Source organism: Pseudomonas sp. MOIL14HWK12:I1, from assembly GCF_000510705.1.
In the GTDB taxonomy this organism is placed as follows: Bacteria; Pseudomonadota; Gammaproteobacteria; order Pseudomonadales; family Pseudomonadaceae; genus Chryseomonas; species Chryseomonas oryzihabitans.
Window position 1 is genome coordinate 938558 of sequence record NZ_KI783307.1, and the last position, 13961, is coordinate 952518.

At 66.3% G+C, this 13961-nt stretch carries 13 protein-coding genes; 3 read left to right on the forward strand and 10 right to left on the reverse strand.

The annotated features are described in order from the left end of the window. Positions 1-199: 199 nt before the first annotated feature. The 4 genes from PSEK12I1_RS0114335 to PSEK12I1_RS0114350 form a co-directional block, all read right to left on the reverse strand. The gene (locus tag PSEK12I1_RS0114335) at positions 200-1648 is read right to left on the reverse strand and encodes an amidase (RefSeq protein WP_027601962.1); all 1449 of its coding nucleotides are present in this window, start codon (positions 1646-1648) and stop codon (positions 200-202) included. Positions 1649-1668: 20 nt separating this feature from the next. Next, complete coding sequence (locus tag PSEK12I1_RS0114340; protein ID WP_027601963.1) at positions 1669-2886, reverse strand: MFS transporter; 1218 nt, start codon at positions 2884-2886, stop codon at positions 1669-1671. A gap of 10 nt (positions 2887-2896) precedes the next feature. Further along, positions 2897-3823, reverse strand: a complete 927-nt coding sequence (locus PSEK12I1_RS0114345) for a transporter (protein WP_027601964.1) — start codon at positions 3821-3823, stop codon at positions 2897-2899. Between the two features lie 65 nt (positions 3824-3888). Next, positions 3889-4857, reverse strand: coding sequence for a helix-turn-helix domain-containing protein (locus PSEK12I1_RS0114350; protein WP_027601965.1), 969 nt, complete (start codon positions 4855-4857; stop codon positions 3889-3891). Positions 4858-5040: 183 nt separating this feature from the next. Here PSEK12I1_RS0114350 and PSEK12I1_RS0114355 point away from each other — a divergent pair, with 183 nt between their 5' ends. Together PSEK12I1_RS0114355 and PSEK12I1_RS0114360 are read left to right on the forward strand one after the other, a co-directional pair. Continuing rightward, positions 5041-6033: a dienelactone hydrolase family protein gene (locus PSEK12I1_RS0114355; protein WP_037007001.1), complete on the forward strand. Its 993-nt coding sequence runs from the start codon at positions 5041-5043 to the stop codon at positions 6031-6033. 261 nt (positions 6034-6294) lie between these two features. Further along, positions 6295-6744 carry a DMT family transporter gene (locus PSEK12I1_RS0114360; protein WP_027601967.1) on the forward strand — a complete coding sequence of 150 codons (450 nt, stop codon included), beginning with the start codon at positions 6295-6297 and terminating at the stop codon, positions 6742-6744. 67 nt (positions 6745-6811) lie between these two features. Here PSEK12I1_RS0114360 and PSEK12I1_RS0114365 read toward each other — a convergent pair whose 3' ends face one another. From PSEK12I1_RS0114365 to PSEK12I1_RS0114390, 6 genes are all read right to left on the reverse strand, one after another. After that, positions 6812-7714 carry an allantoinase PuuE gene (locus tag PSEK12I1_RS0114365; RefSeq protein ID WP_027599758.1) on the reverse strand — a complete coding sequence of 301 codons (903 nt, stop codon included), beginning with the start codon at positions 7712-7714 and terminating at the stop codon, positions 6812-6814. A 52-nt stretch (positions 7715-7766) separates the two neighbouring features. Continuing rightward, positions 7767-8636, reverse strand: coding sequence for a MurR/RpiR family transcriptional regulator (locus PSEK12I1_RS0114370; RefSeq protein ID WP_027599757.1), 870 nt, complete (start codon positions 8634-8636; stop codon positions 7767-7769). Between the two features lie 36 nt (positions 8637-8672). Beyond that, entirely contained in the window at positions 8673-9908 is a 1236-nt protein-coding gene (locus tag PSEK12I1_RS0114375; protein ID WP_027601968.1) for a cysteine desulfurase-like protein, read from the reverse strand. A 20-nt stretch (positions 9909-9928) separates the two neighbouring features. Beyond that, positions 9929-10663, reverse strand: coding sequence for an amino acid ABC transporter ATP-binding protein (locus PSEK12I1_RS0114380; protein WP_027601969.1), 735 nt, complete (start codon positions 10661-10663; stop codon positions 9929-9931). Then, complete coding sequence (locus tag PSEK12I1_RS0114385; protein ID WP_027599754.1) at positions 10660-11337, reverse strand: amino acid ABC transporter permease; 678 nt, start codon at positions 11335-11337, stop codon at positions 10660-10662. Before PSEK12I1_RS0114385 ends, PSEK12I1_RS0114380 begins: the two co-directional genes overlap by 4 nt. A gap of 64 nt (positions 11338-11401) precedes the next feature. After that, positions 11402-12178 carry a transporter substrate-binding domain-containing protein gene (locus tag PSEK12I1_RS0114390; protein ID WP_027599753.1) on the reverse strand — a complete coding sequence of 259 codons (777 nt, stop codon included), beginning with the start codon at positions 12176-12178 and terminating at the stop codon, positions 11402-11404. Positions 12179-12700: 522 nt separating this feature from the next. On the opposite strand from PSEK12I1_RS0114390, the gene PSEK12I1_RS0114395 reads away from it, so the two are divergent. After that, a complete protein-coding gene (locus PSEK12I1_RS0114395; protein ID WP_027601970.1) occupies positions 12701-13933 on the forward strand; it encodes a glutamate carboxypeptidase in 1233 nt (410 codons plus the stop codon). The last annotated feature ends 28 nt before the right edge of the window (positions 13934-13961 follow it).

Here is a 13961-nt window from a genome sequence, read left to right on the forward strand (position 1 = left end):
CCTGCCGGGGCAGCGGGGAAGATGGCGAGCGACAGGTTGAAGCCTCCAACACGGATGCTAGAGGTGTTCGTCACAGGCCGTGCGCGGCCAGTATAGCGAGCATCCAAGCGAAGCGGGTGACAGGATGCCCACCGGTTTGCGATGGGCGTCTCCGTCTGCCACCCGGGACCGCGGCCGCCGTTGCCCGGCGGCCAGGGCTTCAGCGGTTACCCAGCAACGGCGGCCGCCGTCCCGCCCAGGGTTGCGCGCGTTCCAGCTGGGCGGCCAGGGCCAGCAGGGTGCCTTCCGCGCCGAAGCGCGCGGCGAAGTGGCTGCCCAGGGGCAAGCCGCTGGGCGTCCACCACAGCGGCACCGACATGGCCGGCTGACCACTGGCGTTGAACAGGGCGGTGAAGGGCGAGTAGCTGTGGAAGGCCGCGATGGCCTCGGCCAGGGGGCGCTCCGCGTGCCCGCCGTCGAGTTCACCCAGGCGCGGCGGTTCACGGGTCAGGGTGGGGCTGAGGATGACGTCATGGTCGGTGAGAAAGCGCGCGAGGGTCCGGCCCAGGGCGTGCAGGCCTTCGACTGCGGCGGCGTAGCGGTGGGCGGGGATATCGCCCCGCTCGCGCAGGATCACCCGGGTGCGGGCGTCCAGTTCCTCTTCGCTGACCGGGGTACCGCGCATCGCGCCCAGCACCTGCAGGTAGTGGCGGGTGCTCGGGCCGATGATGTCGAAGACCTGGTCGAGAAAGCACGGCAGGTCCACCGGCAGGGTTGCCGGTTCGACGTGGTGGCCAAGGCTTTCGCACAGCCGCGCCGTGTGGCGCACCGCGGCCAGGGCGTCGGGCCCGCTGGGCCAGGGCGCCAGGTGCTCGACCAGGGCGATGCGCAGCGGGCGCGGATCGCGCTCCAGCAGGCTGGCGAAGGGCACCTCCTGGCTCGGTGCCGCGTAGGGCGCGCCCAGATCGGCGCCGGCGGTGGCGTCCAGCAGCAGGGCGTTGTCGCGCACCGACAGGCTCATGGCATGGGGCGTGCCCATGCCGGCCCAGCCTTCGCCTACGATGGGGCCGGAGGGCATCCGGCCGCGACTGGGCTTGAGGCCGAAGATCCCGCAGCAGGAGGCCGGTACCCGCAGCGAACCACCGCCGTCGTTGCCGTGGGCGAAGGGCACCACCCGGGCAGCGACCAGAGCCGCAGCGCCGCCGCTCGAACCGCCGGCGCTGTGGGCCGGGTTCCAGGGATTGGCGGTGGCGCCGAAACGGCGCGATTCGGTGCTGTAGGAGGTGCCGAATTCCGGCGAGGTGGTAGTGCCGACGAACAGGCAGCCGGCCTGGCGCAGCCGGGTGACCAGTTCGCAGTCGAAATCCGGGCGCGCGTCGCCGAGGGCTAGGGAGCCATTGGTCATGCGGGCCCCGGCCAACGGGGTAAAGAGGTCCTTGACCAGGGTCGGGACCCCGGCGAAGGGCGCATTGACGTCGAGCGGCGCCCTGGCCGCGGCGCGGGCCTGGTCATAGAGTCGCTCGCTGACGGCATTGAGGCTGGGCTCCACGGTGTCCAGGCGCTCGATGACCGCTTCGAGCAGCTCGCCCGCCGTGATCTCGCGCTGCCGCAGCAGCATCGCCAGGCCGTGGCCGTCGTGGGTGTCCAGCAGGGATTGCAGGCTGTGCATGGAAGATCCTCGATCAGAATTCAGGAAGAGCGCGATGGGGTCGGCAGGGCGGTCTTGCGGCGCAGGAGGCCGATCGCGGCCCAGCCAAGGGCCGCGACCAGCGCGGCAAGGGCCAGGGCGCGGATGGCCAGGTGCAGATCGCCGGCGAAGGGTAGGAGCACCGCCACCACCAGGGGGCTGGCGAATTGGCCGAGATACAGGCAGCCGGTGTAGCCCCCCATGCCGCGACCCCGGGCCCGGGCGCTGAGGGCACCCATCACCGGCGCCATGGTGTTGGGCACCAGCATGCCGACGCCCAGGCCGTGGATGCTCACCGCCACCAGCACGGCCTCGTAGCTGCGGGCATGGACCAGCAGCCAGAGGCCGCTGCCCATGCAGGCCAGCAGCACGGCGTTGCAGCCGGCCAGGCCCCACCCGCGCCGCAACAGCGGCCATAGCAAGGGACCGCCCAGGGTCGCCAGCAGGCCAAGACCCGCCGAGGCGCCGATCAGGGTGCTGGACGTCACGCCCAGCTGCACCAGCAGCAGCGGACTCTGGATGGGCACCACCACGCTGAGCACCATGCCGGCGAAGACCAGCAGGTAGTTGACGAGCAGCGGTAGCGGCGCGCTGTGCTGCGGGCCTTCTTCGATGCCAGCTTGCACGGCGGAACGGACCGGTTCCCATAGCAGCCGCAGCATGAAGGGCACCAGCAGCAGGGGCAGCAGATAGAGATAGAAGGGCGTGCGCCAGGAATGCTCGCCCAGGGCGCCACCCACCACATAGAACAGCGAGCCCACCAGGCTGATGGCGACGACCTGGCCGTTGACATAGGCCAGGCGCCGGCTGCCCTGCCAGTAGTCGGCGATCAGCGTCACGCAACAGGTCATAACCGCCGCCTCGGCCAGCCCGAAGATCAGCCGGGTGAGGGTGATGGCCGGCAGCGACTGCAGCAGCGCCGGCAGCATGCCGAGCACGGCATAGCACAGCGTCGCCAGGATCAGCAGGCGCTTGCGCCCCAGGCGGTCGGCCAGCCAGCCGGCCAGGGGGGCGAAGAGGGCGATGGCTAGCGCCGGGCCGGTCATCGCCAGGGGGATGAGCAGATCGGCACGGGGTTCGACGGGACCGAATTCGGCGCCCAGCTTGGGAATGATCGGCGCGACCATCACCGAGCCCATGATGGTCAGGCTGCTACCGAGCAGGAGTACGGCGCCCTGCGGCCGACCGGGAGTTTGCCGGGAGGAGACGTTGAGTGTCATGCGCAGATCCTCAGAAGCTGTGGGAGAGCCGCACGGCGAAGGCGTAGCCCTCGGCGCGGTTGCGGGCGTCGACTTCCTTGTAGAGGTGCACCCAGACCGGCGGCAGGCCGGGCTGGAAGAAGCTCAGCGCGGGTCCCAGCGCCAGCACCCGAGCACGATTGCCGCGCGTGAGGCCAGGGGCGTCGTCGTCGGTCAGCTGGCGGTAGTAGTAGCCGCCCAGGCCTAGGGTCCAGGGGCCGAGGTGCTGACCCACGGCGAATTCGTGACGGTACTCCGTGCCGCTGCGGTAGTCGGTGGCGTTGTTGCGGCTGTTGAAGTCGGCCTGGAAGCTGGACGAGACCTCGAAGCCCGAATCGGAGATGTAGCTCAGGTTGAGCATGGGCGAGACGGTCCAGTGATTGGTGCCCGGATTCACCAGCCGCCGCTTGTCGTAGTCCCCGGTAGGCGCCTGCACCTGGAACCAGAAGTTCACGCCCAGGTTGCGCGAGGGCTCCCATTGCAGGATCAGCGGAATGACCTGGATGTCGGCCTGGCGGAAGAGCTCGGCGCGGTCGGAAAACACCGGCACGCCGTTGGCCTTGACGGTAAGGTCCGCGTCCATCTTGAAGAAGGGCTGGACCCCGCCGAAGCCATAGCGGGCGCCGAGCACCCGGGTATCGGTCATCTTCAGATAGGCCAGGCCCAGGGAGAGGACGTCGATGGAAAAGTCGCTGCCGTTGTCGCGGCCGTGGCTGTCACGGACGGAGGTGGCGCGGTAGTAGTTGGCGCGCAAGCCTAGGGTGCCGTGCGGCGTGGGCGGTGGCGTGAAGCCGGCACCGAAGTCGTAGACCCCGAAGGCGGTGGTGGGCGAGCCGTTCTCGGTGGCGAGGCTGGCGGCGGTCATTCCCAGCGCGGTGAGGCCGACGGCAAGGGTGTGGAGCGGGCGGGTAACGTTCATGGAGTTCCCTCTTCTTATTGGCCATTCGAGCCTGAGGGAAAGCCGTTACCCGCCGTTAGCCAGATTCAGCACTTCTGCATGGCGGCTTTGAGGGTGGCGGAGGGCAGCTGCCCGAACAGCCGCTGATAGTCGCGGGCGAAGCGGCTGAGATGGCAGAAGCCCCACTGGGCGGCGACGTCCTGTACCGATTCGCCTGCGCCCCGGCGCAGGGCGCGGTGGGCCGCATTGAGGCGCAGGGTTCGCAGATAGGCCACCGGATTGATGCCCAGCGTCTCCTGGAAGCAGTACTGCAGCTTGCGCCGACTGGCGCCCACGCGACTGCACAGTTCGAGGATGCTGGGCGGCTGGTCCGGATGCGCCAGGGCGTATTCCCGCGCCCGGCGGATTACCCGCAGGCGCGCGCTCGGTGCCAGTTCCTGGGACTCCGAGGTGTCGAGCAGATCGAGCAGGTACAGCAGCACGGTATCGCGCAGGGTCGCGCGGGTACGCGGATGGGCCAGCCAGGACTGTATTTCCGCCTCGGAGGCGAAGAGCTCATGGGCCAGGGCGGCCAGCTCCCCGTGGGGCCCCCCTGCAGGCAGGCGATAGCAGCCGGAAAGATCGCGCACGCTCAGGTCGCTGCGCTGACTGGCCAGCAGCCGCGCCATCTCGGCTTCCCGCAGGTTGATGCAGAGCAGTTCGAGATTGGCCGGGGTCCGCAGCTCCGGCAGGTTGTCGCCTCGCGCCACCAGCAACTGGGCTTCGTGCAGGGTATGGCCGGCGCAGTGCAGGGCGCCAGCGTCGCGCAGGGGCAGGCTGAAGGTCAGGGTGTCCCCCTGAGCCTCGCCACTCTTGAGCATCGCCTGGTTGGATCTGTCCCGCAGCAGGCTGACATCGTCCAGCCAGAGGTCGCTGAGCTCGCCGTGGAAGCGCCCCGCCGACAACTGATCGTATTGCATGCGCCAGCCCTCGACGCAGAGCGCATGCTCGTCGATGTCACCGGTATACCGATGGCGGACGCGCGGCGGTAACGCGAGGGAGCCGTCTTGGTGCATTTAGGAAACCTTTTGGGTAGCAAAGGGCCGGTAGTGCGAAAGCTACAAATTTCGTACCTCGAGGCAGGATCGCGCGGCAAGGGTGCCAATTCTGGCTAGTGCGGCGGGTTCTGCTCGCCGTCTTTCCAGCAGGGCACCGCCGATTGACTACCTTGGGAAGACCCCACAAGAAGGATGCAACCGATGCGCTACCTGTCCGCTGGAACCCTGCGCCCCCTACTCGCTGCCATTGCCGGTCTTGCCAGTGCCACGGCTTTCGCCGCCACCGCGCCCGCTACCGACATACCCGCTCGGCAAGAGGTGCTGACCTTCACCTCGCTGACCCTGAGCGATCAGCAATTCCTGACGGGGGACCAGGGCGGCACCGAGGTTCTGCTGGGCGGCGTGCTATCGCTGCCGCCCGGCGAGGGCAGGGTGCCGGTGGTGCTTCTGCAGCATGGGTCGGGCGGGGTGGGGGCCAACATCACCTATTGGCAGCGGCAGTTCAATCAGGCCGGCATCGCCACCTTTGCCGTGGATGGCTTCTCGGGCCGGGGCATCACCAGCACTGCCACCAATCAGGCTCAGCTGGGGCGGCTCAATTTCGTGCTGGATGACTATCGCGCCGGTGCCTTGCTCGCGCGGCATCCCCGCATCGATACAGGCAAGATCATCCTGATGGGCTTTTCCCGCGGTGGACAGGCCTCGCTCTATGCCGCCATGGAGCGCTTCGACAAGCGCTGGAAAAGTCAGGACTTCCAGTTCGCCGGCTATCTGTCGTTCTATCCCGATTGCTCGATCAGCTTTCGCGAGCAGGACCGGGTCGTCGCCAAGCCGCTGCGCGTCTACCACGGCCTGGCCGACAACTACGATCCCTATTCCCGCTGCGAGGGCTATCTCGCCACGCTCAAGCAGCAGGGCGCCGATCTCGGGGTGCACACCTATCCTCACGCCGAGCACGGCTTCGACAGCCCCTATGCCTGGAGTCCGGTGGTGGTCGCGAAGGGCAGCCAGACCGTGCGTGAGTGTCGGATTACCGAGAACGCCAAGGGCGAGTTGATCAACCAGCAGACCGGCAAGGTCTTTTCCTATCAGGATAGCTGCGTGGTGCTGGGGCCCAAGGTCGGGCCCGATGCGGAGGCGACCCGGCAGGCCACCCGAGATGTGCTGGCGGCGGTCAAGGCCATCGTGAAATAGGGCTGACGCTGGACATCGGCCCTGGCGGAGGAGGGCGCAGGACCGCATCGGGGTTCGAGCGGATCGGCTGGCGGGACCGGCATGGATCCAGGCGGCGGGTCAGGCCCGCTGGTCGAAAAAGCGCCCAATATCCCGGTGTAGAGCCTTCACGCGTGAGCGAGACGGCACTTTTACAAGATGTGTCCAGTCGTAATTCAGGCCTCGCCGGGTCGCTTGAGCGGCCCCGCGTCTCTCCCATGCTCCGCTCCGAGACGACTCCTGATGAATACTGCGAACTGGGCTTACATCCTTATCGTCGTGGCCGGATTCCTGCAGGCTGCCGGTGCGGCCATGAACGGCTCGCTGAACAAGGCGCTGGTCAATCCCTGGCTGGCGACCTCGGTGTCCTTCGTGATGGTCACCTTCGTCGCGCTCGGGCTGTTCATCTGCATGCCCAGGCCGCTGCCTTCGATGAGCCAGATCGGCGACATGCCCTGGTGGGCACCCCTGGGCGGCATCGCCGGCGCGGTGGCGGTCTTTGCCGGTCTGCTGTTCATCCAGCGCCTCGGCGCAGCGCCGGTGAACGGCGTCACCATCACCGCGAACCTCATCGCCAGCCTGGCCATCGATCACTTCGGCCTGTTTTCCATGGAACAGCATGCGGTCAACGGCTGGCGGCTGCTGGGCGCGATCCTGATGATCGCCGGGGTGGTGCTGATCGCCCGGTTTTGAAGCCACACCCCGGTAATCCCGGGACAGCGGAGGCCTTCGAAGCGCCTCCGGATTCATGGGAACCGGGCTAGCCGTCAGCCCTTTCCAGCCAGGCGCGGGCGATCTCCTCGCGGGTCGCGAACCAGACCCCTTCAAACTGCCTGGCGTATTCGATGAATCTCTTGATCGCCCGGACCCGACCCGGACGACCCACCATGCGTGGGTGCAGTCCGATCGACATCATGCGCGGTCCGGTCGCGGAATCCTCGTAGAGGACCTCGAAGCTTTCCTTCATGTATTCGAAGAAGTCCGAGGCCTGGGACAGGCCGGGCGAATTCCAGTAGCGGAAGTCGTTGACGTCGGCGGTATAGGGCACGACGAGATGGCGGCTGCCCTCGACCTCGACGAAGTAGGGGACGTCGTCGTTGTAGGCGTCGGAGTCGTAGAGAAAACCGCCTTCCTCGGCCACCAGCCGGCGGGTGTGGATGCTGGCGCCGTAGCGGCAGTACCAGCCGACCGGCCGCTTGCCACAGGTGCGCTCGAAGGATTCGACGGCGAGGCGGATATGCTCGCGCTCCTCTGCTTCGCTGAGGCGAAAGACTTCCTCCCAACGATAGCCATGGCTGCAGATCTCGTGGCCACCGGCGACGGCCGCCTGGGCGACGTCGGGATTCTGTTCGAAGGCCACCGCACAGGCGTGGAAGGTCGCGCGTACCGATTGTTCGTCGAGTATGTCGAGGATCCGCCAGATGCCGACCCGGGAGCCGTATTCGTACATGGATTCCATGGCCAGGTTGCGGGTGCCGGCGGGGATGGCGTAGCTGCCCCATTCGGTCATCGACTCCTGGTCCGGATCGCCCATGGCGAGCGAGCGCTCGGAGCCTTCCTCGTAGTTGATCACCAGGCTGATGGCCAGACGGGCGCCGTTGGGCCAGGTGCCTTGCGGCCGTTGTCTTCCATAACCGACCAAATCGCGTGCAGGTGACAGCATCGGGATCTACTCCTGAAGTGATTGTTGTGAACTACCCGGTGAGCGCTTGGGCTCAGCAGTCGATGTCCTTCAGCCGTTCATGGTCGAAGGCGCCATCGGTATCGCCCTGGCTGAAGGCGAGTCCCATGGCCAGGGTCTGGGCGATACAGAAGGAGGCGGTGAGGGAGCGAAAGCCCAGCAGCTCGGCATCGTTGACCTCTATCACCGTCTCCGCCATCTTTCCGATCGGACTCAACACGGTGTCGGTGATGGCCACCAGCGTCACACCCGCCTCGCGCGCCTGCCGGCAGGCTTCGACGGTGTCCCTCGCGTAGGGTGGAAAACTCACCGCGATCAGCAGGTCGTCCTGGGCGATGGCGCTGACCTGTTCCGGCAGGGTGCCGCCGCCACCGCTGATCTGCACGGCGCGTCGGCCCACGCGGGCCAGGGCGTAGCTCAAATAGGCGGCCACCGGAAAGGCCCGCCGCAGACCGATGACGAAGGTTGTGCGCGCCAGCTGCAGATGGGCGATGGCGGCTTCGATATTGGCCTGCTGGTCGCCTTCCGCCAGGTGTTCCAGGGACACGATATTGGCCTGGCTGAATTCCCGCAGGATCGCCCCGACGTCGCTGGGGTCATCCAGCAGCTTTTCCCCACCGTAGTGCCGGATGCGCTCGCTGTGGGTGGCCGCGGCCTGTTGCAGCGGCGCGCGAAACAGCCGCTGCAGATCCTTGAAACCGGCGAAACCCAACGCCTGCGCCAGCCGGATATAAGCCGCCGGGGCGATGTTGGAGCGCTTGCCCAGTTCGGCGACCGTGCTGAGGGCGATCTCGTGGGGATTGTCGATGAGGAAGCGGGCCGCATCGCGCAGGCGCTCCGACAGGTGTTCGTGCTGGGCGGTTATGCAATCGCGCAGCTCCGCAAGGGTTTCCGGTAAGGCCATGAAAAACGCTCGGCAGGTGGAAAGGAGAGGCGCCGGTCAGCGCAATTCGGTGATTGCCTGATCGAGCGCGGCGATGAGACGGTCGATTTCTTCGAGCGTGTTGTAGTGCGCCAGCGACACCCGTACCACGCCGCCCTGGGGCGCCAGGCCCAGGGCTTCGATCAGGCGTCGGGCATAGAAGTCGCCGAAGCGGATGCCGATGCGCTGCTCGTCGACCTTGAGCACCACGGCTTCCGAGCGCACGCCTTCCACCACGAAGCTGATCGTGGGCACGCGCGCCTGGACGCTGGTCTTGCCGATGATGCGGACCCCGGGGCGCTGGCGCAGAAAGCCCAGCAGTCGTTCGGCGAGGGCATCTTCCTGGATCTCGAAGGCGTCGAATGCTGCCTGCATCCGCTCGCGCTCGCTACCCTGGATGCCCAACTGGTTGGCGATGTCGAGCAGGTAGTCGGAGATGCCGATGCAGCCAAAGGACAGCTCGTAGTTGACGTTGCCGGGCTGCAGTTTGTAGGGCACCACCTCCTGGCCGATGAAGAAGTGGTTGAGGCTGGGAAAGTCCAGCAGCAGGTCACGACGGCCCCAGAGCACGGCGAAGTGCGGTCCGAAGGTCTTGTAGAAGCTGTAGACATAGAAGTCGGCGCCGCTGGCCTGCACATCGACCAGCCGGTGTGGCGCATAGGCCACCGCATCCACGCACAGCTGCGCCCCCACGGCATGCACGCGGCGGGCGATCTCGGCGACGGGATTGATCGAGCCGAGGATGTTGGAGGCGTGGGTCACGGCTACGTAGCGGGTCTTGTCGCCGAGCAGCGCCTGCAGGTCGTCCAGTTCCAGCTCGAGGCTGTCGGGATCGACCTCCCAGACGCGCAGTGTGGCGCCGCGGTCTGCGCAGAGCCGGACCCAGGGGCCGATGTTGGCCTCGTGGTCGCAATTGGTGACGATGATTTCATCACCGGGCGCGATCGAGGGGGCGATGGCGCGGCAGAGTATCTGCAGCAGGTGGGTGGTCGAGCCGCCCATGATGACTTCGTCGGGATGAGCCGCGTTGATCAGCTGCATGACCGAGCGGCGCGCCTGCATCACCCGTTCGCCGGCCGCGACCGAGGGCGCGTAGGAGGCGCCCAGCTGGACGCTGCTGTTGAGCAGGTAGTCGGCCACCCGGTCGGCGACCCCTTGCAACACCATGGAACCGCCGGCGTTGTCCATGAAGGCGTAGTCGCCGGCCAGACCGGGAAACTGCTTGCGAACGTATGCGATATCGAGGGGATTCACGCGACTCTCTCCAGCCAGGATCAGTGGTGCAGGATGGCCTGCAGGAAGGCCCGGGTGCGGGGTTCCTGAGGGGCGGTAAAGAAGGGGTCCGGGGTGTTCTGTTCGACGATGCGGCCGCTTTCCATGAAGATCATCCGGTCGGCGACGCGCCGCGCGAAGCCCATTTCATGAGTCACCACGACCATGGTGACGCCGGAGCGAGCCAGGTTCTGCATGACGTCGAGCACCTCGCCGACCATCTCCGGGTCCAGCGCCGAGGTGGGCTCGTCGAAGAGGATGGCGCGCGGCTCCATGGCCATGGTGCGGGCGATGGCGACCCGCTGCTGCTGGCCGCCGGACAACTGGCTCGGGTACTTGTGGGCGTGATCGCCCATGCCGACCTTGACCAGCAGCTCCCGCGCGCGGGCGTGGACCTCGCGCCGGTTCAGGCCGCGCACCCGGATCGGCGCCAGCGAGACGTTGTCCAGGACGTTCAGGTGCGGATAGAGGTTGAAGCTCTGGAAGACCATGCCCACTTCGCTGCGAATACCGGCCAGGCGCGGTCCGTTCTCGACCCGTTCCCCGGCCACGCGGATATGGCCCTGCTGATAGTTTTCCAGCAGGTTGATGCAGCGGATCAGCGTCGACTTGCCGGAGCCGGACGGGCCGAGGATGACCACCACCTCGCCTTCCTCCACCTGCAGATTGATGTCGCTCAGCGCCTGGAAATTGCCGTAGTACTTGTCGAGGTGTTCGATGTCGATCAGGGTGCTCATGCGGTCTTGCCTCCCATGGCATTGCGTCTTTCGACCCAGCTGACCAGTTGCACCATGGGCAGGAGCAGCAGCAGATAGAGCAGGGCGGCGCCCACCAGCGGGGTAGGGTTGGCCGTCAGGGCCTGGGCCTGGGTGGCCTGCTTGAGCAGGTCCGGCATCGCCACCACCGAGGCGAGGGCGGTGTCCTTCATGACGTTGATGCAGTTGCTGGTCATGGGCGGCAGCACGATGCGGATCGCCTGGGGCAACACGACGTCGCGCATGGTGTTGAAGAAGCTCATGCCCTGGGCGGCCGACGCCTCGAACTGACCGCGGGGAATGGCTTCGATGCCCGAGCGAAAGATCTCGGCGCTGTAGGCGCAGGACACGAGGGACAGCGCGCTGGCCGCTGCCGCGAAGGAGGACAGGCGGATCCCGACGAAGGGCAGCGCGTAATAGATCAGGACCAGCAGGACCAGCAGCGGGATGGACCTCATGATGTCGATGTAGATGCGTGCCAGCAGCCGGACCGGGGCGTAGGAATACAGCCGCAGCAGCGCCAGCAACAGCCCGCCGACCAGCCCCAGGACGATACTCACGAGGCCCAGCAGCACGGTCACGCCCAGGCCCCGGATCATCAGGGGGAGCGATTCGACGAGCACGTTCCAGTTGAAGAAGGTTTGCAGAAGATCCATGGGATACCTCGGTCACGGCCCGGGGCGCGCGGACGGCGTCCCGGGCCTGCAGCAGCGGCAGGACTCACTTGGGTGCGGCGGAGACCTTCAGGGTGCTCGACTCCTTGTCGGCCTCGGTACCGAACCACTGTTTGTGGATGGCGCCCAGGGTGCCGTCTTCCTTCATCTTGCTGATGATGTCGTTGACCTGATCGCTCATGGCCCAGCCCTTGGCATGCATCAGCGAATAGCGTTCACCGGTGGGGATGCGGGCGACGACGGTGAATTGCGGCTTGTCCTTGATGTAGTAGAGGACGGCGGGGATATCGCTCAGGTAACCATCGATGCGCCCGGAGCCCAGGTCCAGCATGGCCGGTGACAGCCCTTCGTAGCGCGAAACATCGGCGAACTTGTATTCGTTCCTGTGCTGGCCGATCCACATGTCGCCGGTGGAGCCGGTATCGACACCCACGACCTTGCCATTCATGTCCGCCAGGCTTTTCACCTTGGAGTTGGTCAGGGCGGTCAGCGACTGGTCGCTGTCGAAGTAGGGTTGAGCGAAGGCGACCGATTCCAGGCGTTTGGGCGTGATGGTGATGGACGAAATCGCGATGTCCACGCGTTTCGACTGCACCGCGCTGAACAGCCCGTTGAAGGGAATGTTGACGAAATCCACGGTCTTGCCGGCCCGTTTCGCCACTTCCTTCACCACATCGACTTCAAAGCCGACGAAGTCACCCTTGGCGTCCTGGAACTCCCAGGGCACGTTGCCGACGTTGGCACCCACCGTCCAGTCGGCTGACCAGGCGGGCAGGGCTACGGCGGCGGTCATGAGCAGACCCAACGCTATCTTCGCTTTCATCTTCACTCCCTATTTTTCGGTGCGGTCAGTGGCTTGTTCCTTACGACGTCGAGCCGAGAGTAAGGCGATGAAATTTTTTATTCAATAGGCTTTTTTGATGAATATTTTGCTCCAAAATTGTGCGACGTAGCTCGATGAATGCGCTGCTGTAGGGGCTTTGCGCGGGTTTTTCTGGCTGCATTTTCAGTCGATGGCCGGCGCTAGACACCTCCAGCGGCCGGTCGCACGCATGCCCGAAAATGAGTCACGCGACCTTTGGCTAGACGCTCGGCCCGGCAGCTCTCTTGCTGTCAGCGGACGAATGACAGCCTCCTCTGCAGCAGTGCGGCCGGATCGTGGGCGACTGGCCTTGGGCTATCTCCGGCTACGGGCGTGTCTGGTCCCTGGATACTTCCTCAGGACAAGCACCGCCGGCAGCCCGCTACGGGCTCAGGCCGGTTTGGAACGGCGCGAATTTCCCCTATGTCCTTGTTGCGACTACAGTTGTCTGACTAATCCAACAATGCCAACAAGGAAAGCCCGATGTCCGCTCCGTTCTTCCGCACCACCCTCGCTGCCGTTCTCGCCTGCTGCATCGCCTTGCCCGCCAGTGCCGCGCTCGATGCGCGCATTCAGACTGCCGCGGAGCAGGCCAAGGCGCCGACGCTCAAGCTGCTGGAACAACTGGTCAACATCGACTCGGGTTCCGGCTACGAGCCCGGCCTGAGCGAGGTGGGCAAGCTGGTCAGCGCGGAATTGAAGACACTCGGCGCCACGCTGCAACAGGTGCCCAATACCGCGCCGGACAAGAGCCAGCACCTGGTGGCCACGCTCAAGGGCAGCGGCAAGGCGAAGATTCTCCTGCTGGCGCACATGGACACGGTGTTCAAGGAAGGCACCGCCAAGGCCCGGCCGTATCGCACCGATGAAAAACGCGCCTATGGTCCGGGCGTGTCCGACGACAAGGGCGGCATCGTGGTCGCCCTGGCGGCGCTGGAGATCCTCAAGCAGCTCGACTTCAAGGACTACGGGCAGATCACCCTGTTGCTGGACGCCAGCGAGGAAACCGGCTCCCAGGCCGCCACCGAGCTGATCGCCAGCACCGCCAAGCAGCACGACGTGACGCTGAATCTGGAGCCCGGTCGACCGGCCGATGGCCTGGTGGTGTGGCGCAAGGGCAGCGCCACCGCCGTGGTGGAGGTCAAGGGCAAGTCGTCCCACGCCGGCGTCTCGCCGGAGCTGGGGCGCAACGCCGCCACCGAGGTGGCGCACCAGGTGCTGCAACTGGGCAACCTGGGCGATGCGGAAAAGAAGACCTCGGTCAACTTCACCGTGATCGAGGCGGGCGAGCGCATCAACGTGATTCCCGATCACGCCGTGGCGAAGGCCGACGTCCGCGCGGCGCTGCCCGAAGAATTCGATCGGGTGGAAAAGGACCTGGCGCGCATCGCTGCCAACAAGCAGATCCCCGATACCGAGGTGACCACGCGGCTGGAGCGTGGCCTGCCGCCGATGCCGCAGACGGCGGCGAGCGATCGGCTGCTGGCCATGGCCCAGGGCATCTATGGCGAGCTGGGCCGCAAGCTGACCGTCGAAGGCAGCGGTGGCGCCGCGGATGCCAGCATCGCCGCCGGTGCCGGCGTGCCCACCCTGGACGGCTTCGGCATCGTCGGCGGCAAGCTGCATACCCCGGAGGAGTACGTCGAACTGTACAGCGTGGCGCCGCGTATCTATCTGCTCACGCGCATGCTGGTGGAGCTGTCCAAGGGTCAGTGACGGCCTGGGCCCCCTGATGCATGGGGGC

Coding starts and splice junctions, on each gene's coding strand:
- PSEK12I1_RS0114335 (WP_027601962.1), bottom strand. CDS start 1,648: ATGCACAGCCTGCAATCCCTGCTGGACACCCACGACGGCCACGGCCTG.
- PSEK12I1_RS0114340 (WP_027601963.1), bottom strand. CDS start 2,886: ATGACACTCAACGTCTCCTCCCGGCAAACTCCCGGTCGGCCGCAGGGC.
- PSEK12I1_RS0114345 (WP_027601964.1), bottom strand. CDS start 3,823: ATGAACGTTACCCGCCCGCTCCACACCCTTGCCGTCGGCCTCACCGCG.
- PSEK12I1_RS0114350 (WP_027601965.1), bottom strand. CDS start 4,857: ATGCACCAAGACGGCTCCCTCGCGTTACCGCCGCGCGTCCGCCATCGG.
- PSEK12I1_RS0114355 (WP_037007001.1), top strand. CDS start 5,041: ATGCGCTACCTGTCCGCTGGAACCCTGCGCCCCCTACTCGCTGCCATT.
- PSEK12I1_RS0114360 (WP_027601967.1), top strand. CDS start 6,295: ATGAATACTGCGAACTGGGCTTACATCCTTATCGTCGTGGCCGGATTC.
- PSEK12I1_RS0114365 (WP_027599758.1), bottom strand. CDS start 7,714: ATGCTGTCACCTGCACGCGATTTGGTCGGTTATGGAAGACAACGGCCG.
- PSEK12I1_RS0114370 (WP_027599757.1), bottom strand. CDS start 8,636: ATGGCCTTACCGGAAACCCTTGCGGAGCTGCGCGATTGCATAACCGCC.
- PSEK12I1_RS0114380 (WP_027601969.1), bottom strand. CDS start 10,663: ATGAGCACCCTGATCGACATCGAACACCTCGACAAGTACTACGGCAAT.
- PSEK12I1_RS0114385 (WP_027599754.1), bottom strand. CDS start 11,337: ATGGATCTTCTGCAAACCTTCTTCAACTGGAACGTGCTCGTCGAATCG.
- PSEK12I1_RS0114390 (WP_027599753.1), bottom strand. CDS start 12,178: ATGAAAGCGAAGATAGCGTTGGGTCTGCTCATGACCGCCGCCGTAGCC.
- PSEK12I1_RS0114395 (WP_027601970.1), top strand. CDS start 12,701: ATGTCCGCTCCGTTCTTCCGCACCACCCTCGCTGCCGTTCTCGCCTGC.